The 24,484-nt window shown below is 72.1% G+C and carries 20 protein-coding genes; 9 read left to right on the top strand and 11 right to left on the bottom strand.

All coding sequences use genetic code 11. From position 1 onward, the window contains the following. Positions 1-25 precede the first annotated feature (25 nt). The 4 genes from BFV98_RS19665 to BFV98_RS19650 all read right to left on the bottom strand — a co-directional run bounded on the left by BFV98_RS19665 (position 26) and on the right by BFV98_RS19650 (position 4,674). A complete protein-coding gene (locus BFV98_RS19665; protein WP_071097366.1) occupies positions 26-1,285 on the bottom strand; it encodes a molybdopterin molybdotransferase MoeA in 1,260 nt (419 codons plus the stop codon). A gap of 37 nt (positions 1,286-1,322) precedes the next feature. Next, on the bottom strand, positions 1,323-1,793 hold the full coding sequence (locus BFV98_RS19660) for a molybdenum cofactor biosynthesis protein B (protein ID WP_013477514.1): 471 nt from the start codon (positions 1,791-1,793) through the stop codon (positions 1,323-1,325). Next, entirely contained in the window at positions 1,790-2,281 is a 492-nt protein-coding gene (moaC, locus tag BFV98_RS19655; protein ID WP_013289345.1) for a cyclic pyranopterin monophosphate synthase MoaC, read from the bottom strand. The genes BFV98_RS19660 and moaC overlap by 4 nt, the downstream gene beginning before the upstream one ends. A gap of 254 nt (positions 2,282-2,535) precedes the next feature. Beyond that, complete coding sequence (locus BFV98_RS19650) at positions 2,536-4,674, bottom strand: tetratricopeptide repeat protein (protein ID WP_255368172.1); 2,139 nt, start codon at positions 4,672-4,674, stop codon at positions 2,536-2,538. A gap of 137 nt (positions 4,675-4,811) precedes the next feature. On the opposite strand from BFV98_RS19650, the gene BFV98_RS19645 reads away from it, so the two are divergent. Further along, positions 4,812-5,594, top strand: a complete 783-nt coding sequence (locus BFV98_RS19645; protein ID WP_071095663.1) for an IS5/IS1182 family transposase — start codon at positions 4,812-4,814, stop codon at positions 5,592-5,594. On the opposite strand, the gene BFV98_RS19640 is transcribed toward BFV98_RS19645, so the two are convergent. Beyond that, complete coding sequence (locus tag BFV98_RS19640) at positions 5,582-6,460, bottom strand: BTAD domain-containing putative transcriptional regulator (protein ID WP_071097364.1); 879 nt, start codon at positions 6,458-6,460, stop codon at positions 5,582-5,584. The two genes, BFV98_RS19645 and BFV98_RS19640, sit on opposite strands and share 13 nt — an antisense overlap. 583 nt (positions 6,461-7,043) lie before the next feature. Between BFV98_RS19640 and BFV98_RS19635 the strand changes: the two genes are divergently transcribed. From BFV98_RS19635 to BFV98_RS19615, 5 genes are all read left to right on the top strand, one after another. Continuing rightward, positions 7,044-9,572: a putative bifunctional diguanylate cyclase/phosphodiesterase gene (locus tag BFV98_RS19635; RefSeq protein ID WP_369830066.1), complete on the top strand. Its 2,529-nt coding sequence runs from the start codon at positions 7,044-7,046 to the stop codon at positions 9,570-9,572. Positions 9,573-9,612: 40 nt separating this feature from the next. After that, a complete protein-coding gene (locus BFV98_RS19630; RefSeq protein ID WP_071097360.1) occupies positions 9,613-10,956 on the top strand; it encodes a glycosyltransferase 87 family protein in 1,344 nt (447 codons plus the stop codon). After that, on the top strand, positions 10,953-11,585 hold the full coding sequence (locus tag BFV98_RS19625; protein WP_013289349.1) for a phosphoribosyltransferase: 633 nt from the start codon (positions 10,953-10,955) through the stop codon (positions 11,583-11,585). The genes BFV98_RS19630 and BFV98_RS19625 overlap by 4 nt, the downstream gene beginning before the upstream one ends. Positions 11,586-11,608: 23 nt before the next feature. Then, positions 11,609-12,001, top strand: a complete 393-nt coding sequence (locus tag BFV98_RS19620; RefSeq protein ID WP_013289350.1) for a zf-TFIIB domain-containing protein — start codon at positions 11,609-11,611, stop codon at positions 11,999-12,001. Positions 12,002-12,095: 94 nt separating this feature from the next. Continuing rightward, positions 12,096-12,776 carry a maleylpyruvate isomerase N-terminal domain-containing protein gene (locus tag BFV98_RS19615; protein WP_013289351.1) on the top strand — a complete coding sequence of 227 codons (681 nt, stop codon included), beginning with the start codon at positions 12,096-12,098 and terminating at the stop codon, positions 12,774-12,776. A gap of 6 nt (positions 12,777-12,782) precedes the next feature. Here BFV98_RS19615 and dnaB read toward each other — a convergent pair whose 3' ends face one another. Further along, complete coding sequence (dnaB, locus tag BFV98_RS19610) at positions 12,783-15,602, bottom strand: replicative DNA helicase (protein ID WP_071097357.1); 2,820 nt, start codon at positions 15,600-15,602, stop codon at positions 12,783-12,785. Between the two features lie 398 nt (positions 15,603-16,000). Here dnaB and BFV98_RS19605 point away from each other — a divergent pair, with 398 nt between their 5' ends. Then, positions 16,001-17,671: a hypothetical protein gene (locus tag BFV98_RS19605; RefSeq protein ID WP_071097356.1), complete on the top strand. Its 1,671-nt coding sequence runs from the start codon at positions 16,001-16,003 to the stop codon at positions 17,669-17,671. Between the two features lie 66 nt (positions 17,672-17,737). Here the strand turns inward: BFV98_RS19605 and rplI are convergent, their stop codons facing one another. The 4 genes from rplI to rpsF all read right to left on the bottom strand — a co-directional run bounded on the left by rplI (position 17,738) and on the right by rpsF (position 19,379). Further along, positions 17,738-18,184 (bottom strand): 50S ribosomal protein L9, encoded by a 447-nt coding sequence (gene rplI / locus BFV98_RS19600; protein WP_013289354.1) that lies wholly within the window; start codon positions 18,182-18,184, stop codon positions 17,738-17,740. Between the two features lie 14 nt (positions 18,185-18,198). Next, positions 18,199-18,438 carry a 30S ribosomal protein S18 gene (gene rpsR / locus BFV98_RS19595; protein ID WP_013289355.1) on the bottom strand — a complete coding sequence of 80 codons (240 nt, stop codon included), beginning with the start codon at positions 18,436-18,438 and terminating at the stop codon, positions 18,199-18,201. 41 nt (positions 18,439-18,479) lie between these two features. After that, complete coding sequence (locus BFV98_RS19590; protein WP_018788497.1) at positions 18,480-19,007, bottom strand: single-stranded DNA-binding protein; 528 nt, start codon at positions 19,005-19,007, stop codon at positions 18,480-18,482. An 81-nt stretch (positions 19,008-19,088) separates the two neighbouring features. Continuing rightward, on the bottom strand, positions 19,089-19,379 hold the full coding sequence (rpsF, locus tag BFV98_RS19585; RefSeq protein WP_013289357.1) for a 30S ribosomal protein S6: 291 nt from the start codon (positions 19,377-19,379) through the stop codon (positions 19,089-19,091). 634 nt (positions 19,380-20,013) lie between these two features. On the opposite strand from rpsF, the gene BFV98_RS19580 reads away from it, so the two are divergent. Further along, positions 20,014-20,796: a deoxyribonuclease IV gene (locus BFV98_RS19580; RefSeq protein WP_071097354.1), complete on the top strand. Its 783-nt coding sequence runs from the start codon at positions 20,014-20,016 to the stop codon at positions 20,794-20,796. Next, entirely contained in the window at positions 20,793-22,892 is a 2,100-nt protein-coding gene (locus tag BFV98_RS19575; protein WP_071097352.1) for a hypothetical protein, read from the top strand. The genes BFV98_RS19580 and BFV98_RS19575 overlap by 4 nt, the downstream gene beginning before the upstream one ends. 21 nt (positions 22,893-22,913) lie before the next feature. Here the strand turns inward: BFV98_RS19575 and BFV98_RS19570 are convergent, their stop codons facing one another. After that, positions 22,914-24,470, bottom strand: a complete 1,557-nt coding sequence (locus BFV98_RS19570) for a glycosyltransferase family 87 protein (RefSeq protein WP_071097350.1) — start codon at positions 24,468-24,470, stop codon at positions 22,914-22,916. Positions 24,471-24,484: the final 14 nt, after the last annotated feature.

Genomic DNA, 24,484 nt, shown 5'->3' with positions numbered 1-24,484 from the left:
TCTCCCGTCGGCTCGTTCGTCGCGCTCACCCGAATCGCTCCCCGGGGGTCAGTGGCAGCGGCACCAGCGGCACCCGGTCGCCGGCCGCGCCGCTGGTGCCGGGCCGGATCATCGCGAACCCGTCCGCGCCGGCCAGCCCACGCAGCATCGCCGAGCCGACGTGCCGCACCGGGTACGCGGTGCCGGCGACGCGGTCCCAGCGGGCCAGCGCCAGATGGGTGTAGTCGCCGCGCCCGGGAATCGGCTCGGCCAGTGTCACGTGCGGCAGTACCGGCATCTGCCGGCCGGTGAGACCGGCGAGCAGGGGCGCGACGAGCGACACGAGCGCCACCACGGCCGACTGCGGGTTGCCGGGCAGACCGGCCACGAACCGCACCCGCCCGTCGCCGTCCACCAGCCGGGCGAGCAGCATCGGGAAACCCGGGCGCACCGCCACGGTGTTCACCACGTAGTCGGCGCCGAGCGCCTCCAGCGTCGGGTGCAGATGGTCGACCGGACCGTGCATGGTGCCGCCGGTGGTGCAGACCAGGTCGGCGTTGGCGAGCGCGCCCCGCAGCGCCGCCACGTGCGCGGGCAGCGTGTCGGCGACCGGGCCGACCACGTCGGCCGCGCGCACCTGGCAGCCGTAGCGGCGCAGCCAGGCCGGCACCGACGGACCGAGCGCGTCACGGACCCGCCCGGCGCCGGGCGGACCGGAGGTGAGCAGTTCGTCGCCGAAGACCAGGAGCGCGGCCCGGGGTGGGCGGCGGACCCGCAGCGTGTCGTGCCCGCAGGAGGCGGCCAGGCCGATCACCGCCGGGTCCACGGGCGTGCCGGCGGGCAGCAGTACCTCCCCGAGGTGCGCCTCCTCGCCCGGCTCCCGCCACTCCGGCGCCGGGCGGGGCGTGCCGGACACCAGGCCGTCCGCGGTACGCGTCGACTCCTCGATCCGCAGGATCGCCGTCGTGCCCTCGGGAACCATCGCGCCGGTGGCGATCTCCACCGTGCTGCCGTCGGCCTCCAGCGGAGGCGCGGTCTGCCCGGCGAGCACCCGCCCGACCACCCGCCACGGCCCCGCGCCGCGCACCGCCCAGCCGTCCACGCTGGAGGTGGGGAACGCCGGCAGGTCGGTGCGCGTGGTCAGCGGCTCGGCCAGGGTGTGCCCGTCGGCCTCGGCCAGCGGACGGGCGACCGCGGGGAGCGCGGCGGACAGGCCCACCGCGTACACCCGGGAGCGGGCCTCCTCCCACCCGGCCGGTGGTGGCGTGCCGGCCTCGGCCGCGGCGGCTTCGGTTTCCGTGCTCATCCGGCGAGCCTAACGCCGGGGCACGTGCCGCGCGGGTTCAGTGGTCGCCGCCGCGAAGCTGGTCGACGGCGTGCCGCAGGATCGGGCCGAGCACCGCCAGACCGTCCCGGGCGCCACCGCGTGAGCCGGGCAGGTTGACCACGAGCGTCCGGCCGGTCACCCCGGCCAGCCCGCGGGACAACGCAGCCGTCGGCACGGTGTCGCGGCTGTGCGCGCGAATCGCCTCGGCGATGCCGGGGATCTCGTAGTCGAGCAGCGCGCGCGTCACGTCGGGCGTGCGGTCGGTCGGGGTGATGCCGGTGCCACCGCTGGTCAGCACCACGTCGACGCCGTCTGCGCGGGCGGCACGCAGGGCGTCGCCGACCGGTTCGCCGTCGGGCACCACCACCGGAGCGTCGACCTCGCAGCCCAGCTCGCGCAGCCCGGTCACGAGCAGCGGGCCGCTGGTGTCCTCGTACACCCCGGCGGCAGCCCGGTTGGACGCCACGATCACCCGGGCCCGGATCACGGCCGGTCCTCCGGCCGGACCCACTCGCCGGTCTTGCCGCCCTCCTTGCGGAGCACCCGGACGGCGTCCACCGAGGCGGCCGGGTCGACCGCCTTCACCATGTCGACCAGGGCGAGCCCGGCGACCGCCACGGCGGTCAGCGCCTCCATCTCCACGCCCGTGCGGTCGGCGGTCTTCGCGGTGGCGGTGATCTCCACCGTGTCGGCGGTGAGGTCGAGGTCGACTGTGACGCCGTGCAACGCGATCGGGTGGCAGAGCGGGATCAGGTCGGGCGTGCGCTTGGCGCCCATGATGCCGGCGAGCCGGCCGACGGCGAGCGCGTCGCCCTTGGGCAGGCCGTCGCGGCGCAGCAACTCCACCACCTCGGCAGTGGTGCGGAGGCGGCCGGCGGCGACCGCGAGCCGGCCCGAGACCGGCTTGGCGGAGACGTCGACCATCCGGGCCGCACCGGCCGGGTCGACGTGGGTGAGCTGCGCGGGTTCGGTCACGGCCCGACCCTATCCGCCGGGTACGACGACGCGGGTGCTCCGGCCTGCCCGGGTGCCGCGGCCTGCGGCGGGGAGGAGCGTCGTGTCGGGTGCCGGTGCACGACGCCCCTCCCTCACCTGCCCACCGCCGATTCGCTGGGGGGGAACTGACGGTGGGGGCCTCGTTCGGCCGGGTCCGCTCTGGCGCTGAACCCTCCCCGTGGCCGATGCCGGGGACGCTAACGAACGCCGCGATAAGAAATCGATAAGCCGGTTCAGGCCGGCGTCTCGACGAGCTGCCGGCGCAGGTCGTGGCGCTCGGGCGCACCCATCCGCTCGAAGATCGCCAGCGCGCGCTGCCGGTACCGTCGCGCCTGCGCCGGCTCCTTCTCCGCAAGATGTCCGGCCAGGCCGTCCAGGGCGCGGGCCTGCTCGTACGGATGGCCGATCCGGGTGGCGATGGCGAGTGCCTCCTCGAAGACGGCCACCGCTTCGTCGGCTCGCCCCGTGGCTCCCAGGGTGACGGCCAGCTCGTTGCGTGCCTGGGCCTGGACGTGCCGCTCGCCGGATGCGGCGGCGGCCTCGATGGCGGCCTCGTGGTGCCGCAGCGCGTCGTCGTAGCGGCCGAGTTGCCGGTAGGTGCCGGCGAGGTCGCTGAGCGTCTCGGCACGGCCGAAGCCGTTGCCGGTGCGATCCCGGAGCGCGAGCGAGGCTCGGAGCAGGCGCTCCGCCGCCGCGTTCTGTCCCAGGCGGTATCTGAGGCCACCGAGATGCCCCAGTGCGTTCGACATGTGGAACGGATCCTGCTTGATCCGGGCGGCGAAGAGGTGCAGCCGATGAACCGCCATCGACTCGTCGTAACGACCGAGGTAGCGCAGTGTCAGGCCGAGGTTCGGCAGGACCGGAAGGGTGTCCAGCGCACAGCTGCGCAGCGTCATGCGGTTGGCTTCGAGCGACTGGTGGAGCCGCCCGGTCAGCCAGTGCACGGCGCCGAGGTTGAACCGTGCCCGCTGGGCGCCCGATTCGTCACCGAGCCCGGTGAGGATCGACACGACCTCGTGCAGGTGTGCCGAGGCGTCCTGGTAGGCGCCGGTGCGTACGCACGCCGAGGCGAGATAGTTGTGCATGAGGGCCACGGCGTGCCGGTCCCCGCACCGCTGGGCGGCGGCGAGACCCACCGCGTGCGTGGCCGATATGTCGTCGAAGTAACCGCGTATGTAGAAGAACCGCCAACCGGCGCGAGCCAGACGCCACGCCATCGGTTCATGGCCCTGGTCAGCCGCCTGACGGACGAAGGCGTCCAGGTTCGACCGCTGTTCCTCCAGCCAGTCCAGGTCGCGGTCGACGCGTCCGGCGAGCAGATCCGGTCGAAGCGGTTCTCCGAGCCGCAGGTGCTGCGCGAGCACCCGGCCGTCCTCGATCGACGCGGACGCCCGCACCATCGAGTGCAGCACGTGATCCAGCAGGTTCCGGATCGCCGGTCGCCCGGTCGTCGGCTCGTCCTCCTGCCGGGCCAGTTCGGCGGCGTAACGCCTCATCAGGTCGTGCAGGCGGTACCGGCCGGCCGAGGTCTCCTGCACGAGGTGGCGGTCCACCAGTTCGTCGAGGACGTCCGCCGCGTCCCGCAGGGGCAGGTCGGTGAGGGCGGCGACCATGGCGGTGTCGAGGTGGTTCCCGGCCGCCAGCCCGAAGGATCGGAAGGCTTTCCGGCACGCCTCGTCGAGCGGCTCGTACGACTCGGCGAACGCCTCCACCACGCTTCGCGCCTCGGCACGGAGACCGGGGAGGAAGATCGACCTGTGGCTCAACCTGTCGACGAGGTCGGCGATCCGCCAGTCGGGCCGATGTGCCAGCCGGGTGCCGGCCAGTCCGACAGCGAGAGGGAGGCAGCCGCAGATGGCGACCAGTTGTCGCGCGGCCTCCGGCTCGGCCGCCACCCGGCCGCTCCCGATGAGGGTGGCGAGCAGTTCGAGCGCCTCGGCCTCGGCGAGGACGGCGAGGGACACCGGCGGTCGTTCGGTGAGTGCCAGCAGGCGCCGCCGGCTGGTGACGAGGACGACGGCCGATCCGGAGACGGGTAGCAGCGGCTCGACCTGCCGGCTGTCGGCGGCGTTGTCGAGCACCACCAGCACCGAACGCGCGGCCAGTTCGCGCCGCCACATCTCCTGCCGGTCGGGCAGTTCCAGCGGTATCCGGCCGGCCGGCACACCCAGTTGGCGAAGCAGCGTGTCCAGTGCCACCGCGGGCCGCATCCGTGTTCGCGTGCTGTGTCCCCGCAGGTCGACGAAAAGTTGCCCGTCGGGGAAGCGCTCGGCCGACCGGCAGGCCACATGCAGGGCGAGGGTCGTCTTGCCGCAGCCCGCCATGCCGTCGATCACCCGGATCGTCGGACCCTGCCCGGATGCCTCCCGCACTTCGCACAACAATGAACCTTTTCCAAGCTGATCTTGCAGCTCAGGAGGGGTGTGGCAGGCCCGGTGATCGATGGGTGCGAGGCTCCAGGTAGGACAGCTGTCGACCAAGACTCGAAGCCCCAACCGGGAGCCTCGCCATGCTGTCCTACCCCGCCACGATTCCGTTGTCCAGCCGCACCCTGAACCACCTCGCCGAACGCATCCGCGGCCACCGTCAACAGCGCCGATCCCGGTGGCGGCGCCTCGACCCCGGCCGGCAGGCGCTGCTCGCTCTGGCTCATCTGCGCAACGGCGACACCTACACCCGCCTCGCCGCCGGCTTCGAGATCGGTGTCGCCACCGCCTGGCGCTACGTGCAGGAAGCGATAGCCCTGCTCGCGACGGCCGCCAATGACCTGGCCACCGCCATGGAACGGATCCGCCGACTGGCGTACGCGATCCTGGACGGCACCCTGATACCGATCGACCGGGTCGCCGACCAGAAGCCGTACTACTCCGGGAAACACAAGCACCACGGCGTGAACGTGCAGGTCATCGCCGATGCCGCTGGCCGGCTCGTCTGGGCTTCACCAGCGCTGCCCGGCTCGGTCCACGACCTGACCGCAGCCCGAACCCACGGCATCATCGACGCACTGACCAGGGAAGACGTGATGACCTTCGCCGATAAGGGCTACCAAGGAGCCCGCGGCAGCCTGCGCACACCGTTCAAACGGCGCCGCTTCCGCCCGAAGCTGTCACGCCGGCAGAAGGCCGTGAACCGCGCCCACGCGCAAAACCGCGCTTGCGGCGAACGCGCGATCGCCACCCTCAAGACCTGGAAGATCCTGACCAAGCTGCGCTGCTGTCCACGGCGAGCGACCCCGATCGTGCAGGCCATCCTCGTTCTGCATCACGTCGAAGCCAACCGCTACGCAGGATGAAAAGGGCTCAATCGATCGACCATTTCCTCCCGGCCGACGAAATCCATCACCGTCCGCGGCAACCAATTGCGCTTATGAGCACCACTCCGGATCGTCTCCACCTCGCGCGCCGATTCCGGAATCCGGCGTCGCGCCCGGGTGGCCGCCACACGAAGTCGTTCCATCTCCGCGCTGGGTGGCACCCCGAGCTGATCGGACAACGCCTCGCGAGTGGCGCGGTAGACGGCCAGGGCGCCCCCTGCGTCGCCGGTCTGGATGAGCGCGCGCATCAGGAGACACTGCGCCCGCTCGCGCAGCGGCTGATGCGAGACGTGGTCACGCAGTAACGACACCGCTGATTCGGGGCGCCCGAGGTCGAGATATGCCTCTGTCAACAGTTCCAGCGCCGCCTGCCGTTCCTGACTCACGGCCTCGCGCTGAGCGGTGAGTGCCGGCCCCAGCGCCAACCCTGCGAGCAGTGGGGCCGCCGCGCCGACCACCTCGACGAGCACCGGGACGGCCTGCGCCGACCGCCCCTCCCGCATCAACTCCCGGGCGCGGCGCGAGCGCACGTTCAGTCGATGCAGATCGATCAGCTTCTCGTCGATGAGAAGTCGATAGCCGCCCGGTTCACGGACGATCCTCGCTTCGTCGTCCGCACCCGAGCCGAGACTCCGCCGCAGATTGGCGGCGTAGGTCCGGACGTTTGCGATCGCCGACCGTGGTGGAGCGTCCGGCCACAGCTCGTCCACCAGGTCATGAACCGTGACCAGCCGGTTGGCCCGCGCGACGAGTAGCGCGAACACCAACTGCTGCTTGGGCGTTCCAAGCGGAAGGTCCACGGCGCCGAGTCGCGCCGCCAAGCCCCCGAGAACCCGGATTTCCATGCTGCTGTTCCAGCCTCAGTGGGCACCCGCCCACCACGAAGCGACAGCGTAATCGATTCGTCACAGAGGCGTCGCCCCGGGCTCAGGCGCTGGTCGCCGCCGTCGTCCGACACGTCTGCCGAAGTCACCCGAAGCACGGTTGTAATGTTTCGCCGCCACAGCGACGCTACACACGGACCGAGTGGTATCGCGCTATTCGATGCGCTCAGCGACGGCCCGGGTACCTAAAGGAGACAGTCGGCTTCGCTCCGCAAGCAGGCCATGGACAGAACGTCATTTAACCCGCAATAGTTACTTATATTGCGCATACCGACATTAATTCTTTCAGACCAACTCGAATATCCCCTAATCTGCCTTCAGTCAGCAAGGCGCGGATACGCGCAAAGAAGGCACAGGGCGCCGGCGGCAATGAGCGGCAGCGGATCGAAGTAACGACTTCAGTCCGTGACCATTCCGCCCCGAAGCGATATCCGAGGAGGGCAGCACAATGCGCAGCACCGAATGGGGATGAGTTTCCCGGACCCGGGTGAAGCGGTAGGCTGCCGCTCATCGCATACCGACGGTGAGCGGCGGGTGACTCGGGTTGAGCCGAACCACGGAAAGCCGAACGGCTGTCGACCCACACCTGCGCGGGATCGTCTACACGTTGGTCGCGGGGGCGACGATCGTCGCCCTCACCGCGATCTACTCCGCCCGTACACAACACCCTGACTCCGTACGTGACTTCGTCACCGTCACAGCCCTCGTCGTGACGGTGACCCTGGCCACCGTCATCAAGACCCGTCTGCGGATCCGCTCCACCACCTTTTACTTCGCCTGGGTCGAGACCGCGATCGTCATCGGCCTCGCCGTCGCTCCGCCCTCGTGGGTCGTCCTGGCCACCGGGATCGGCGTGGCGTGCGGATCAGTCACCCGCCTGGCCCCCATCAAGGTGGCATTCGCCATCGCGAAGCACACACTGGTGGCCGGCGGAGCCACTGTCGCCACCCTGCTGCTGGGAAGCGCCTGGCCGCCTCGGGAGCCACTCGGCATCGTCGTCCTGCTGGGGTTCGTCTACCTGGTGGCTGCGGTCCTCGATGACGTCCTCGCGATCCCGGTCATCGCGCTCGCCTCCCGCACACCGATCCTCCAGCAGTTCCGCGACGACCTCGACCTGCGGATCGCCGGTTTCGGCCTGCGTTTCCTGGTGGCCGCCAGCACCGTGCTCATCCTGCGGGTCGACCCCCGCCTGCTGCTCGCCGTACCGGCGCTGGTGCTCAGCCTGCACCTGGCCTACTCCAGCCGCATCCGCACCCGCACCGAGCAGCAGGCATGGCAGCGCCTGGCCCGCGCCACCGACGCCCTCAACGTGGTCGACCTCGACCAGGTGCTCACCACAGCGGTCACCGAGGCCAGCGAACTCTTCTCCGCCGACGAGGTCGAGATCGAGCTGCGCGACGGCGAACGCACCGTCCGGGGCAACGGCACGGACATCGCGTACGACGGAACAGCCCCCCGGCCCAGCGCCGTCGACGGTCAGGTCATGCCGGTCCCGCTGGAGGGCCACGACCGCACCGACGACGTAGGCGTGCTGCGGCTGCGGTTCGCCGGCCCGGTCGAACTCTCCGAACGCGAGCAGTACACCCTGCGTACCTTCGCCTCCGCCCTCTGCACCGCGGTCCGCAACGCCCAGGCGTACGCCGAACTCGCCCGCATCGCCGAGGACCACGCTTACGCCGCCACCCACGACGCCCTCACCGGCCTGTCCAACCGGCGGCACCTGCTCGACGAGGGCAGCGCCCAGCTCACCAGCCGGCACGCCGACGGCGTCACCGCCCTGGTGCTGATCGACCTCAACCACTTCAAGGAAGTCAACGACACCCTCGGGCACGGCGCCGGCGACCAGGTGCTGATCCAGGTCGCCGAACGCCTCCGCGGCGCGGCCCGCCCCGACGACCTGGTCGCCCGGCTCGGCGGCGACGAGTTCGCCGTACTCCTGCGCGGCCTGCCCGCACCGGCCGTCGCCGCCCACCGCGCCGAGGCCCTGCTCGCGGCGCTGCACGACCCGCTCGACCTCGACGGCATGCGGATCAGCGTGGAGGCCAGCGGCGGCATCGCCGTCGCCCCCGCCACCGGCGGCATGGCCGAACTGCTGCGCCGCGCCGACGTGGCCATGTACCAGGCCAAACGCGCCGGCCAACGGGTCGCCACCTACGCACCGGCCCGCGACACCGCCGACCTGAGCCGGCTCACCCTCGGCGGCGAACTGCCCCGCGCCGTCGCCGACCACGAGTTCACCGTCAACTTCCAGCCCATCGTCGACCTGGCGAGCGGCGAGGTGATCGGCGCGGAGGCCCTGGCCCGCTGGCACCACCCCACCCACGGGCTCATCGACCCGCTGCGCTTCCTCGAAGCGGTGGAACGCTCCGGGCTGCTCCCCGCGTTCGCCGAGGCGATCCTCGACCAGGCCCTCATCGCCGCCGGCTCCTGGCGCGACGCCGGCTTCGACCTGCCCGTCTCGGTGAACGTGTCCCCGCGCAGCCTGCTCGACGCCCGCTTCCCCGGCGCCGTGCTGGCCCGGCTACGCGCCCACGACCTCCCGCCGGACCGGCTCGTGCTGGAACTGACCGAGACGCTCACGCTCAGCCAGCTCGACGTCGTCGACCGCGTCCTCAGCCGGCTGCGTGACTCCGGCGTCCGGCTCGCGCTCGACGACTTCGGCACCGGATACTCGTCGCTCTCCCTGCTCTCCCGCATCCCCGTACACGAATTGAAGATCGACCGCAGTTTCGTCGGCGCCATGGAGACCGCGCCCGAAGCCGCCGCCGTGATCCGCTCCACCCTCGACCTCGGCCGCAGCCTCGACCTCACCGTGGTCGCCGAGGGCGTGGAGAGCGAACCGCAACGCCGCGCGCTCTGGGAACTCGGCTGCGCCGCCGGGCAGGGCCACCTGTTCGCCCGGCCACTGCCCGCAGCCGCGCTCCTCGCCGCCCTCCAGCGCGGCCACGGCGGCCGGACCGGCGCGCTCGCACCCGCGCTGCACGACGCCGGCGCCGTCATCCGCCTCCCCGGCCGCCGCACCGGCCGCACCCGCCCGTCACCCCCCGCCGCCACCGACGCCCGGCAACCCTGACCCGGCCGGGCCACCCCGCCGGTCTGCCACACTGGCCCGCGTGACCGCCCAAGCCGACCCGGCAACCCCCGTCTCCCGCCGCTGGTCGGCACTCGACACCGCCGCCGGCGGCCTCGCCCTCGACCTGGGCCTCTACGCCGCCGCCACCGTCTTCGCCGCGATCACCGCCGCCACCTCCACCCTCCCGCCGCACCGCGCCTGGGGCGCCGTCGCCACCATCGGGTACGCGCTCGCCACGCTCGCCGCGACCACCCAGCTGCTCGCCCGCCGCCGCCACCCCGGCACCCCCCTGGCCGGCCTGCCCGCACGCTGGACCGTCGCCGGTCTCACCTGGGCCGCCACCGCGCTGCTGCCGATCGTCACGCAGAGCGTCGAACGCGCCGGCGGACGCACCGACCGCGCCCAGGAGGAGGTGATCGTGGTCGAACACGCCGGAGCCCGCCTCGCCGAGCACGGCACCCCCTACCTCGGACCCGACGCCATCGCCGCCCTGCCCCCCGGCGAGCAACTCCTCGGCTACACCCCCTACCAGCCCGGTATGGCGCTGTTCGGGCTGCCCCGTGCCGCCGTCGACGCCTGGTGGACCGACTCCCGCGTCTGGTTCGCCGTGGTCACCGCGCTCACCCTCGTCGCCCTCGTCGCCACGCTGCGCGCAAGCGGCGGCCCGGGCGCACCCCGCCGCGACGCCGCCGTCCTGCGCGCCGTCCAGGCCGCCACAGTCCTGCCCGTCTGCGCGCTCACCCTCGCCACCGGCGGCGACGACCTCCCCGTACTCGCGCTCTGCCTGCTCGCCCTCGCGCTCGCCGCCGCCGGCCGACCCGGCCGGGCCGGCCTCGCGGTCGGCGCCGCCGGTGCCCTGAAGCTCTTCGCCTGGCCGGTCGCCGTCGTGCTGATCTGCTGGGCCGCCACCCGCCGGTCCGCGACCCGCACCGCCCTCGGCGCCATCGGCCTACCCGTCCTCGCCCTGGTCCCGGTACTCCTCGTCGACCGCGACGCCCTCGTCGAGAACGTGCTGCGCTTCCCGCTCGGCCACGGCCTCGTCACCAGCCCCGCCCAGTCGCCGTTCCCCGGGCACCTCATCGCCGAGACACTCCCGGCCGGCCGCGCCGTCGCCGCCGCGCTGCTCGTCGCCGCCGGAGGAGCCATCGCCGTCCGGCTGCTGCGCCGTCCGCCCCGCACCGCCGCCGCCACGGCCATCATCTGCGGGTACGGACTGCTCGCCGCGATCCTGCTGATGCCCTCCACCCGCTTCGGGTACCTGCTCTACCCGGCAGCCCTGCTCGTCCTCGCCCCCGCGCTGACGCTCACCCGACCGGACGACAGGGCGGCATTCCCGGCAACCGCCCCGCGCGATCCGGCCGGAAGGCGTACATCTGAGGGATGACCACCTACCGCGACCGGGCCGAGGCGGGACGCGAACTCGCCGAACGACTCACCGACCTCGCCGGCCGGCCCGACGTCATCGTGCTCGGCCTGGTACGCGGCGGTGTACCCGTCGCCCGGGTGGTCGCCGACCGGCTCGGCGCACCACTGGACGTCCTCGTCGTCCGCAAGCTCGGCGTGCCCTGGGCACCCGAGGTCGCGTACGGCGCGCTCGGCCCCGGCGGCGTGCAGGTCCTCAACGAGATGGTCGCCGGCCGGATCAGCGAGAACGACAGGGCCCAGGTCCGCCGCCGCGAACAGGCCGAACTGGAACGCCGCGAACAGCGCTACCGCGGCGGCCGCCCACCGCTCGACCTCACCGGGCGCACCGCCGTCATCGTGGACGACGGCCTCGCCACCGGCGCCACCGCCCGCGCCGCCGTCCAGGTCGCCCGCCACCTCGGCGCCGTCCGCGTCCTGGTCGCCGTCCCGGTCGGATCCGAGCAGGCGTACGACATGCTCGCCGCCGACGCCGACACGGTCGTGAGCTGCCAACTCCCGCCCGACTTCGCCGCCGTCGGGGCGTACTACGAGGACTTCCACGAGGTCTCCGACGACGAGGTCACGCAGGCGCTGACCGCCACTGCGTGAAAACACCCGGTACCGTCGTTGTCATGCAGATGACCTGTCCCAAGTGCCGCGGAGAAATGCGCCAGTACGAGCGCAGCGGAGTAGTCATCGACCAGTGCGGCGAATGCCGGGGCATCTTCCTCGACCGCGGCGAGCTGGAAAAGCTGTTCGATGCCGAGGCCAACTGGAACCGGCAGCACGGCGGCGCCCCGCAGCAGCCCGCGCCGTCCGGTGCCGGCTACCCGCCACCTCCGCCGCCCCCGCCCGCCGCCGCGCCGCACCAGCCCGGCTACGGCGCCGTCCCCCCGCCCCCTCCGCCGCCGCCCGGCCACGGCTACGCGCAGCCCGCGTACGGCCACGGTCAGCAGCACCACGGCTACCACGGCCACTACCGGCGCAAGAAGAAGCACGGCTTCCTCGGCGAACTGTTCGACTGACCGCCGGCAACGCGCACGCCGGGCCGGTGCACCGCATCGACCCGGCGCGCTCGTCGGCGTGCCGCGCCTGCCGCACCGTGGCAGGCTGCTCGGCATGAGCCCGATCCGGCAGCACGAGGCGCTGGCCCAGGCGTACGACGGCATCACCGCCGTGGTCACTCCGCTCGACGACGCCGGCCTGCAGCGGCCCACCCGGTGCCGCGGCTGGCTCGTCGCCGACCTGCTCTTCCACGTGCTCTGCGACGCCCAGCGCGCACTCGTCGCTCTGGCCAGCCCCGCACCCGGACCGGCCGACGTGGACGACGTCAGCTACTGGCGCGCGTTCACCCCCGGCGACGACGACGTGAGCGCCGGGCACGCCTGGTGGGCACGCCGCTCCGCCGCCGCCTTCGACCGGCCCACAGGCGTGGTCCGGCTCTGGACCGACACCGCGCCCGCCGCCGTCCGCGCGGCCACCGCGGCCGACCCCGACGGGTACGTGACGACACAGGGGCACGTGCTGCGCGTACCCCATCTGCTCGCCACCCTGACCACCGAGGCGGTCATCCATCACCTGGACCTGGTGGTGGACCTGCCGGACGCGCCGCGGCCGGCGGCGGACCCGACGCGGGTCGCGGTGACCACGATGGACGGCCTGCTCAGCGACGACGCGGTACGGCCGGCCGGCTGGGACGACCACGACTACCTGCTGAAGGCCGCCGGGCGGGTGCCGCTCACCGACCGGGACCGGCTGGAGCTGGGCGAGGCCGCCGGCTGGTTCCCGCTGCTCGGCTGACGTCGCTCAGACGATGGCCATGTCGACGAAGCGCGACAGGTGCAGCTGGGCCGCTACGGTGACCGTGTCGGTAGGACCATTTCTGTGCTTTGCAACAATAAAGTCTGCTTCGCCCGCTCGCGGCGACTCCTTGTCGTAGTAGTCGTCGCGGTGCAGAAGGATTACTACGTCTGCATCCTGTTCAATAGATCCAGATTCCCGCAAGTCGGACAATTGTGGTCGCTTGTCGGTGCGCTGCTCGGGGCCACGGTTCAGCTGACTCACCGCGATCACCGGGCATTCGACCTCCTTGGCCAGCAGCTTCAGGCCACGCGACAGGTCCGCGACCTCCTGCTGCCGGCTCTCGGTGCGCTTCGGCGAGGTCATCAGCTGGAGATAGTCGACGACGATCAGCTTCAGGTCGTGCTTCTGCTTGAGCCGCCGCGCCTTCGCCCGGATCTCCATGAGGTTCATGCTCGGCGTGTCGTCGACGAAGAGCGGCGCCTCGCTGATCTCACCCATGCAGCGGGCCAGCTTGGTCCAGTCGTCGTCGGAGAGCTGGCCACTGCGCAGGACGTGCAGCGGCACGCGCGCCTCGGCCGAGAGGAGTCGCATGACGATCTCGACCTTGCTCATTTCCAGCGAGAAGATCGCCGACGCCTGGTTGGCGCGGATAGCTGCATTTCGGGCGAAGTCCATACTTGCCGTGCTGTTGTGCGTCGGGATCATCGAGCGGCCCGCCAGATACAGATGGTCGGGATTGTCGACGGTCACACAGCGCACCGGAACGCTCGGCACCGGACGGACGTCCACGATGAACCGCGAGTGGGAGCGGACGTCCGAGGACGTCCGGCGCCGGGCCGCATGGGCGGTCCGCTTCCGGTCCAGCCGGAAGACCGTGTCCGGGGTGGAGAAGTTCAGCGTGTACGCGATCGACGACTCCTCGGTACGGCCGCGCACCTTGCGCTCGGTCATGGTGCACCGATAGCCCAGGCTGACGACGAGTTCCCGTACGCCGTCGATCAAGCGCCGCGAGGTGGACGTGTACTGCAGGTTCCCGGTCGGCGCCACCGTGCCGTCGGTGTCCATGAGACCGGCGAGCAACGCCCGGCGCTGGGTTTCGGAGGCGCGTAGATAGTCGTCCGGAATGTGCTTGTCGTAGGCCACACCGACCCGGCGGAGCAGGGCCAGGAAGGAGCCGTTCCGCTCGTGGCACTCGGCGCAGCGGCGGGTTGCGGGGTTCTCCCGCAGGGCACGGGTGGAGCCGCCGCAGTCGACGCAGGTGCGGTCCGCCGTCCTGGCCGGCGTGGGCAGATGCACGCTGTAGACCATGGGCCCACTCGGGCGCACCAGGAAGCCGTCCTGGGCCACGAGGTCGAGCATCTCCGCGTCCGCGGTGGTGAAGCGGCTGGCCCCGGTGTGCCCGTCGCCGAGCCACACCCCGAGGGTGTACGGCGGGACGGTCAGGTCGCGTTCCGGAAGTCGGAGCGGCGCGCAGTTCCGCACGGCGTGGTTGAGACGGCGGTCGGCCGTCTCGGTACGTAGCGTGGCCGCGATCTGCGCCGTCGTGACGATCCCGTCATGCTCGGCGCGGCTGCCGGCGTTCACCGGTCGTTCCGCGCGTGCACGGAGGCCGGAGATCAACGCGCCCACCGGGTGGCCAGGAGCCGTCCAGTTGCGTGTCTTGCCGGCCCAGGTCACCGGGCGGGCGACCCGGCCGTTGGAACCCACTGTCTGCGCCACCGTGTGAAGCACGTTGCGGAATTCCGGGCCGACCTGTTCCAGGGTTTCGGCGAGAGTGACCAGGCGGTGCGGTTCGGCGAATGCAGCCACCTCGGCCGCCCGTACCTTCGCCAACGCCGGCTCGGCCCAGTGGTGCCGCCGACGTGCCTCCGGCTGGCGTCGGCTGGCCCGGGTGGTGGTCTTCCACAGGTGCTCGGCGTCCGCCACGATGACGCTTCCGTCGGAGAACTCGACCTCGTAGCAGGGGCGGTCGTACATCACGTCGAAGACGTTGGTGATCGTCGTCGGGATGCCGTCCGCGGCGAGGAGCTGCTCGCCGACGCGCACCTCACCCATGGTGGTCCAGCCCTGTGGGGTGGGCAGCGGGGTGTCGAGTGCGAGCGCCTTACCGAGACCAGGCCGGCCGGCCACGATGATGAGCTGGCCGGCGTGCAGGCCGTTCAGCAGGCGGTCGAGGTCGGTGAACCCGGTCGGCACACCGGTCATCACCCCGCCCTGGGCGCCGACCGCCTCGATCTCGTCCAGCGTCGGCTGGAGCATGTCGGCCAGGACGGCGAAGTCCTCGCTGACGCGCTTCTCGGTGATCTCGTAGACGGCCTGCTGGGCGAGGTCGACGATGTCGTCGACGTCGCGGCTGCCGCTCGGGCCGGTGCCGTAGCCGAGCTGCACGATCCGGGTGCCGGCCTCGACCAGCCGGCGCAGCACCGCCCGTTCGCCGACGATCCGGGCGTAGTACGCGGCGTTCGCGGCGGTGGGCACGCTGGCGATCAGCGTGTGCAGGTAGGGGGCGCCGCCGATCCGGGCGAGGTCGCCGGAGTCGGCGAGCGCGGCCGCCACGGTGATCGGGTCGGCGGGTTCGCCGCGACCGTAGATGTCCAGGATCGCGTCGAAGATGGTGGCGTGGACCGGACGGTAGAAGTCGTTTGTCTTCAGGATCTCCACGACGTCCGCGATGGCGTCCTTGGACAGCAGCATGCCGCCGAGTACGCACTGCTCGGCGGCGACGTCCTGGGGTGGTGTCTTCTCGAACGCAGATTCGCGCGGCGGCGGCTCGGGCGATGATCCCCCGGTCCGTTCCGCACGCGTCTCGTCGGTGACCGACACGGGTTCCCCCCTCGCTGCGTCGGATCGAGTCCAGCTGTATCGCCGGGGTATGACAACTCTCCGCCGACCCTCCGGTCGATCGGGGGTCATCGCCCGGCGGTCGGTGAACCACGATACGGAACCCGAGGTCAACCGCTCAACAAGGCCGGTGGATGAGCCTCGGGACAACCTGTGGACGCCTGGGGACAGGCATGTGCGCAGGGTGTGCACAGGGGTGTGGAAAAGTGATTGGGAATTCCGGGCTTATCGCCTCTGACCTGGGCTTTTTCTATCCCCACCCTGTGGACGGAAGATTTCCGGCCGAGCTTTGTCGTCGTTCGTCCCGTACTATCGCTGCGAAACGGCGACACCTGGGACAGCGGGTTTACTTTCGGGTTGAGAGAGGTCACGCTCCGGCCGTGAGACACCGGGACTGGGGAAGCGGGGAGGACAGCCCGCGCGAGCGACGGCCGAGCGGTTCCTGGGACGAGCCCGCCGGGCCGCGCCGGGTCGACTCGTACGCGCCGGAGGGCTACCGCACGGCGAGCCGGCGGCGGGCGATCGAGCGCGGCCAGGACGAGCCGGTGGAGACGTACCTTCCCCGTTGGGCGCTGGAGTCCGGGGTGAGTCGCGCGGACGGCGGCGGGCGGCATGCCGCGCCCGACGACGACGAGGTGGAGGCGCCGGCCTCAGGTGCCGGCCGGCGGGATCTGCGCGCGATCGGTGCGGGTCCGTTGTCGGACCACACCGCCGAGTGGACGATGGACGCCCCGCAGGAGCGGGGGTACGTGGGCAACCGGCGGGCGGACGAGGACGACGAGCCGGTGTCGGGGGCGGCGCCCCGGAGTCGCCCGCGCCGGGCGGCGACGCGCCGGCCGCAGGTGACCTGGTCCGGGCTGCCGGAGTCGGCGGGTACGAGCGAGGGGCCGGCCGGATCGGACGGTGAACGGCCGGCGGGTCGGCGTCGCCGGTCGGCGTCGGGTTCCTCCTGGCCGCCGCCGGCGGGGTCGGACTCCGCATGGTCGCGGCCGGCGGCCTCGGACGGCGCGTGGTCCCGCTCGGGGACGGATGCCGAGTGGCCGGCGGCGGCGTCGGACGCGGGCCGGCCGGCGTCGCCGGCAGCGGAGTCGGAGCCGGCCTGGGGACGGGCGACGGCGTCGGAGTCGGAGCCGGCCTGGTCGCGGGCGACGCCATCGGAGTCGGCGCGGTCGCGGCCGGTGGCGGATCCGTGGCAGCGCCGCCGGAGCGCCGAGCGTGAGCCGGTGGAGCCGCCCGCCGTCGATCCGTGGGACGCGTCGGGCGTGCACGCCTGGGACCGGCCGGTGCCCGCGAGCCGCTGGGAGCGGGCGGAGAGCCGGTGGGACCGTACGGAGCACACGGGTGAGTGGGACCGATTCACCGACACCGGTTTCCTGGAGCCGGTGCGGGACACCGACGACCGGTACGCGGAGGCCGATCCGTGGGACCGTTCGGCGCCGCCGGTGCGGGAGGGCTGGGCGTCGCCGGCGCGAGCCGAGGCGTTCTGGTCGGGTACCCGGCTCTCCGGTGACGACCCCCGGTGGATGGAGACACCGTCGACGGCTCCGCGTTCGCCCGCGGTGGCGTACTCGGCGCCGCGGCCGCGTACCGCGCCTCGTCGTCGCCCGGTGGAGCCGGCGGCGTCGACGTTGCGGCGGCGGGTGGAGACGATCGGCGGCGGTTCGTGGGGCCGGCGGCTGGAGGACGACCTGCTGGACCCGGATCCGGGTGGTCCGTTGCGGCCGCTGGTCTACACGGCGGCCTGCTATCTGGTTCCGGCGGTGCTGCTCGTGGTCGGCCTGCTGTTCCTGAGCGGGCAGCCTCCGGCGGGGTGCGTCACGGACATCACCGGCGGTGGTTGTGACTCGCCGCGTGCGCACGCGTTGGAGTCGTTGGTGTCGGCGGCGCCGCGGTTCGGGTTGGCGATGGTGAGCAGTCTGGTGGTGGCGGTGCTGCTGCGGCAGGTCGGGACGACGTGGCGGTCGGCGACAGTGGCGCTGGCGGCCGCGGTGGTGGGTGGTGGGCTGTCCACCGTGGTGATCAGCGCGGTGACCGGCAATCCGCTCGGCTGAGCGGCGGGGATGCGGAAAGGCCCGCACCGGCGACCGGTGCGGGCCTTTCGCGTCGTGCTTCGGGTGTCAGCCCTTGACCACGTTCAGGTCGAACTTGGCGGTCACCTCGGGGTGCAGCCGGATGCTGACCGGGTAGGAGCCGAGCGCCTTGATGTGGCCGGGCAGCTCCAGCCGGCGGCGGTCCAGGGTCGGGCCGCCGGCGGCCTTGACGGCGTCGACGATCTCGGCCGGGGTGACCGAGCCGAAGAGCCGCCCGCCGTCGCCGGCGCGGGCCTTCAGGTTGACCTTCAGACCCTCGATCTGGGTCTTGACCTCGGTGGCGTGGCCCAGGTCGCGGATCTCGCGGGCCGAGCGGGCCCGCTTGATGACCGTGACCTGCTTCTCCGCGCCCTTGGTCCAGGCGATCGCGAAGCCCTGCGGCAGCAGGTAGTTACGGCCGAAGCCGTCCTTCACCTCGACGATGTCGCCCGGAGAGCCGAGGCCGGACACCTCCTGAGTGAGGATGATCTTCATGTCCGTGCCTCCTCTCAGCGGGTCGTGGCCGTGTACGGCAGGAGCGCCATCTCGCGGGCGTTCTTGACCGCACGGGCGATCTGCCGCTGCTGCTGCGAGGTCACGCCGGTCACCCGTCGAGCGCGGATCTTGCCGCGGTCGGAGATGAACTTGCGCAGCAGCGCGGTGTCCTTGTAATCGATGTAGGTGATCCCGTCCTTGTCGAGCGGGTTCACCTTCTTCTTCGGCTTGCGAAGGGCCGCAGCCTTAGCCATTGCTCGTGCTCCTGGTTTGCGATCGCGGGCGCTCGGCGCCATCAGAACGGAGGCTCCTCGTCGAAGTTGCCGCCCGAACCACCGCGGGAGGGGGCGGGGGCAGCAGAGGCCCAGGGGTCGTCGAAGTTGCCTCCGCCGCCGCCCTGGCCGCCACCACCACCGAAGCCGCCGCCACCGCCACCGGAGCGGGACATCTTCTGCACCTTCGCCGTGGCGTAGCGCAGCGACGGGCCGATCTCGTCGACCTCCAGCTCGATGACGGTGCGCTTCTCACCCTCGCGGGTCTCGTACGACCGCTGGCGCAGTCGGCCGGACACGATCACGCGAGCGCCGCGCTGCAGCGACTCGGCGACGTTCTCGGCGGCCTGGCGCCAGACCGTGCACGAGAGGAACAGCGGCTCGCCGTCCTTCCACTCGCCGGAGGCCTTGTCCATGAAGCGGGGCGTCGAAGCGACCCGGAACTTGGCGACCGCCGCGCCGGAGGGGGTGAATCGCAACTCGGGGTCATCGGTCAGGTTGCCGATGACCGTGATGGTGGTGTCTCCTGCCATGACCATCTCCTCGCGCACTCATCTTTGTGCCGTCAGGCTCTCAGAGCCGTACGACAGCGTGGATGAGGCTTGTGATCCGGACGTGCCGGGTCTAGATGCTCAGCGCATCTCCGGGCGGATGACCTTGGTGCGCAGCACCGACTCGTTGAGTCGGAGCTGACGGTCCAGCTCGCCAACGGCCTCCGGCGTCGCCTGGAGGTCGATGACGGCGTAGATGCCCTCGGCCTTCTTGTTGATCTCGTACGCGAGGCGCCGGCGGCCCCACACGTCGGTCTTCTCCACCGAGCCACCCGCGGTCCGGATCACGTTCAGGTACGTGTCGAGCGACGGGGCGACGGTGCGCTCCTCGAGGCTGGGGTCGAGGATCACCATGACTTCGTAATGACGCAAGACGTGCTCACCTCCTGTGGGCTAAGCGGCCACGGTCCTTCCGTGGCAGGAGGTCGTGCGTCGTTGCCCGCGCCGGTGCCGGGGGAACCCGGCCGGACACACGGACAACCGGACCAGGATAGCCGGTCCGGACGATCATGGCCGGGCCGGTGGTCCCGGTGTGCCGGGTGCGGCGACAGGGGCCCACCTCCGGCGAGCCGGCAGGTGGACCCCTGTCCACGGGACCGCGGGGCGTCCCGTCCGCATTCCTTGGGTGGGACCTGGGGAGGAACGACCACACCGATGAGGTTGGATCGAAGACGCCCCGCGGAGCTTTATCGTGTTGTCACCTGGTCTGACCATACAATGGCTCTCGTCACCACTTGGGGTAAATGGAGGAATTGGTCCTACTGCTGGCCTCCCGTGCCGGGATGACGAGCGGATCCCGCCCCGCAGTGCCGGGCCGCACGGCGGGGCGTCCCGTTTCCGGGGGTCCACCCTCGCCCGTCCGTGCTGTGGACCACGTGCGGGCGGAGCGTCGACCATCGATCCCACCTCGGACAACGACCGCCGGGCCGGGTGGTGACGCGGCCGACCCGCCGGGCGCCTCCCGCGAGCGCGCCGACCGTCGCAGGCGCGACGTAGGCTGCCCTGCATGCGAATCGGAGCCCACGTCGACCCGACCGACCCGCTGGCCGAGGCGGCCGCCCGGCAGGCCGAGGCGGTCCAGTTCTTCCTGGCCGACCCGCAGGGCTGGAAGGCCCCGAAGCCGCGCGAGGACGCCGAGCGCCTGCGTTCCGCCGACGTCGACCTCTACGTGCACGCGCCGTACGTGATCAACGTGGCCACGCTGAACAACCGGATCCGCATTCCCAGCCGCAAGCTGCTGCTCGCCCACGCGTCCGCCGCGGCGGACGTCGGGGCCAGAGGGCTGATCGTGCACGGCGGCCACGTCAACGCCGGCCACGACGTCGCGGTCGGCTTCGACAACTGGCGCAAGACCTTCGCGTACGCGGCGGACTCCGGCGGCTTCCCGCTGCCGGTGCTGATCGAGAACACCGCCGGCGGTGACAACGCCTGCGCCCGGCACCTCGACTCGCTGGCCCGGCTCTGGGACGCGCTCGGCGACCACGAGGTCGGCTTCTGCCTGGACACCTGCCACGCGTACGCGGGCGGCGAGGAACTGCTGGGCCTGGTCGACCGGGTGAAGGCGATCACCGGCCGGATCGACCTGATCCACGCGAACAACTCCAAGGGCGCGTTCAACTCCGGCCAGGACCGGCACGACAACCTGACCGGCGGCACCATCGATCCGGAGCTGCTGGTGGCGGTGATCCGCGCGGCCGGCGCACCGGTGATCGTGGAGACCCCCGGCGGCGTCGAGGGCCAGACCGCCGACATCGCGTTCCTGCGCGGACAGTTGGGCGCGGCGGCGTGACGACCGAGCAGTCCGGAACGACCGGCCGCCGGTCCGGCGCCGAGCCCCGTCCGGACGGCGACGCGACCGCACCGGACCGGCCGGACGACGCGACCGCACCGGACCGGCCGGACGACGCGACCGGGACGGCCCCGCCCGGCGAGGGTGGGACCGCCGGGGGCGGATCCGGCACGGACGACACCGCCGGGAAGAAGGCCGAGGCCCGGGACGAGGCCGCCGCCGAGGGCGACGCCCACGACGCCCGGACGAACGGCGGCGACGGCGGAACCGCCGCCGACAAGCCCGACGCCGGAGACGAGAACACAACGGGTACGGCCGACGACAAGGCCGCCGATCCCTGGTCCGCGTTCGGGCCCGCGCCGGAGCCGGTGCTCGGCCGGGCCCGCCGGGCCGTCCGCGCGGTCGGCCGGTTCCTGGTGCACGAGTGGACGCTCGCCGCCGTCGCCGCACTGGCGCTGGCCGCGGCGATGACCTGGCCCACGTTGCGCTATCCGCGGCACACGCTGCCGCAGGACTACTGGGATCCGAGCCTGCAGGCGTGGCAGATGGCGTGGTCCGGCCACATCCTGCGGACCGACCCGGCGATGCTGTGGCACGCGAACACGTTCTACCCGGAGAACTGGAGCTTCGCGTTCTCCGACACGCTCCTCGGGTACGCCCCGGCCGGCCTGATCGGGGTCGGCCCGGAGCACGCCGTGCTGCGCTACAACATCATGTTCGTGCTGGCGCACGCGCTCGCCGCGTTCGGCGCGTACGTGTTGGCCCGGCAGCTCGGCGCGGGCCGCATCGGCGGCGCGGTGGCCGGGGCGAGCTTCGCCTACGCGCCGTGGCTGCTGGCCCAGGCGGGGCACCTGCACATCCTCTCCAACGGCGGCATCCCGCTGGCGCTGGCCATGCTGGCGCGGGGTCACGGCTGGTCGCTGCGGTACGGCTACCGGCCGCGCCGCCGGCACGCGGGCTGGGCGTTCGCCGGGTGGCTGGTGGCCGCGTGGCAGCTCAGCCTGGGGTTCGGTATCGGGCTGCCGTTCGCGTACATGCTGGCCGGGACCGTTCTGGTCGCGGTGGTGCTGTGGTTCGTGCGACGGCGCCGGGTGAAGCGTCCGTTCGGGCGGCGGCTGTTCCTGGCCGACGTGTTCGGCGGGCTCGCCTTCGCCGCGGTGGGCGCGGCGCTGGCGGTGCCGTACTTCAAGGTGGCCGAGCTGCACCCGAACGCGGAACGGACGCTCGGCGACATCGGGCTCTACTCGCCGCCGGCGAGCGGGTTCTTCACCGCGCCGGCCGAGTCCCGGGTCTGGGGCGGGCTGCACGAGGGCGCCCGTGCCGTGCTGCCCTGGCATCCGGAGATGACGCTGCTGCCGGGCTTCGTGCTCTACGCGCTCGCCGCCGGTGGTCTGTTCTTCTCGGTCTGGCGGGTCCGGCACCGGATCTTCCTGCTCGCCGGCGTGCTGGTGACGATGGCGCTGGCGATGGGCACCCGGTTCTTCGGCGGCCGGTTCACCTACGTGCCGTTGTTCGACTACGTGCCGGGCTGGAGCGGGCTGCGCACGCCGGGCCGGATGATGCTCTGGACCACGCTGCTGCTGGGTCTGCTCGCGGCCGGCGCGGTCACCGCGTTCTGCATGCGGGTACGCGAGCTGGCCGCCGAGCGGGTGCCGCCGTGGCCGGGCCCGTGGCTGCGCCTGGCCACGCTGCTGCCGCTGGCGCTGGTGCTCGTGGAAGGGCTGAACGCCACGCCGCAGCCGGTGGTGCCGCGGCAGCCGGCGGCGATGCGGACTGTGGACGGCCCGATGCTGGTGCTGCCGAGCAGCCAGAACCTGGATCAGCCGGTGATGTTGTGGTCCACCGACCGGTTCCAGCCGATGGTCAACGGCGGCAGCGGTTTCACGCCGCGTTCGCAGGCTCAGATCCGCGAGGCGACAGTCAGCTTCCCGGACTACGCGAGCGTCGACTACCTGCGGCAGATCGGCGTGAAGAACGTGGTCGTGTTGCGCGACGAGCTGGAGGGCACCCCGTGGGAGGGGATGCTCGACCGGCCGGTCGACGCGCTGGGCGTGACCCGGGAGCAGGTCGGCGAGGCGGTCGTGTTCCGGCTGTAGACCGGAACACGACCGTCTCGGTCACACCGGAACGGGTTCGGCGGGCCGTTCGGCGGCGCGCGCCCGCCAGCGCTGATGCCAGGGCGCGTCGGGCGCGCCGTCGAGCACCCCGCCGTCCGGGTCGTCGGCGTAGGTGTGCCGGACGACGTCCAGTTCGGGCCGCATGATGTCCCGGATGACGAATCCGCAGAGCACCGCCACGGTGATCAGGCGCAGGCTCGACGCCAGCACGAAGACGCCCTCGGGGAAGACCGGCCGGGACATGGCCGTGCCGAGCAGTTCGCCGTAGAACGCGGCGAAGTAGCCGACCTCGGCGACCTGCCAGGCCAGGAACGCGCCCCAGCGCGGCCGGGCGAGCACCGCGAGCGGCAGCAGCCAGAGCACGAACTGCTGGGACCACACCTTGCTGAAGATGAGGAACGCGGCGACCACCAGGAAGGCGAGCTGGGCCAGCCGGGGGCGGCGCGGCGCCAGCAGCGCCAGCCCGGCCACGCCGAGGCAGGCCAGGCCGAAGAGCAGGTACGACAGCCAGTTGAGGGTGGGGATGTTCGCGTTGAGCCACTCGAAGGGCCCGAGCTGGCCGGGTGAGGACGGGCTGATCCGGCCGTCCAGGTAGCGGCCGATGTACCAGAGCGTGCCCCAGTCGATGGGGCGCGTGGTGTTCAGGTCGAAGAAGCGTTCCCAGTTCTCCCGGTACGGGATCGCCACCGGCAGGTTCACGGCCACGAGCGTCACCAGCGCGGTCGCCGTGGCGACGAGCCCGGCCAGCATTTTCCCGGCGCGCAACGCGAGGACCAGGATCGGGCCGAGGATGAACAGCGGCCACATCTTGGCCGCGCCGCCCAGTCCGATGAGGACGCCTGCTACTCCGGGCAGCAGCAGCGCGTACCGGTCGGGCCGGGCGCGCGCCCAGGCCAGCAGGCCGAACGCGGCCAGGCCGATGGCGAGCAGATCCCAGTTGACGGTGGCGGTGAGCACCAGCGCCGGGGAGAGCGCGAACAACGCGGCGTCCCAGGGTCGTCGTCGGCGCAGGCTGAGGATCACGGCGACGGTGGCGACCGCGAGCGCGCCGAGCACCAGCGCGTTCAGGTTGTAGAACCACTGGCCCTGGTTGATGGCGGGGTTGTCGGCGCCGAGGGCGTGCACCGGCAGGCCGAGCGCGCCCATGAAGTACCCGGTCAGCACCGGGTACTCCACCGGGTGGTCGGCGTAGGGCACCTTGCCCTCGTTGAGCCCTTCGGCGTAGTAGAGCGCCAGCACGTCGGTGTAGCACATCCGGGTGTACTGGACGTTGTTCTGCCAGGCGCCGTCCTGGCAGGGCGACTTCTGCACCCAGTGCAGGGCCAGCGTCAGGCACACCAGCGCCAGCACGATCCGGCCGGCGGTCCAGAACCGGCTCTCCCGGCCGGCGGGCCGGTCCAGGGCGGCGGCGTGGTCGCCGAGCGGCCCGCCGATCAGACCGGAGGCGCCCCGGACGAACCAGTCCGAGCGGGACGGGTGGTCCACCGTCTCTGCGGATCGTGGCGCCGCCTCGGACGCGCCGGGCTCATCGATGCCTGCGGGCGACTGGGTGCTCATGGAGAGGCATCCTG

The sequence above is a fragment of the Micromonospora sp. WMMB235 genome (assembly GCF_001855515.1).
In the GTDB taxonomy this organism is placed as follows: Bacteria; Actinomycetota; Actinomycetes; order Mycobacteriales; family Micromonosporaceae; genus Micromonospora; species Micromonospora aurantiaca.
Note: the sequence above shows the minus strand (reverse complement) of the source record. Positions and strands in the feature narration are given on the sequence as shown.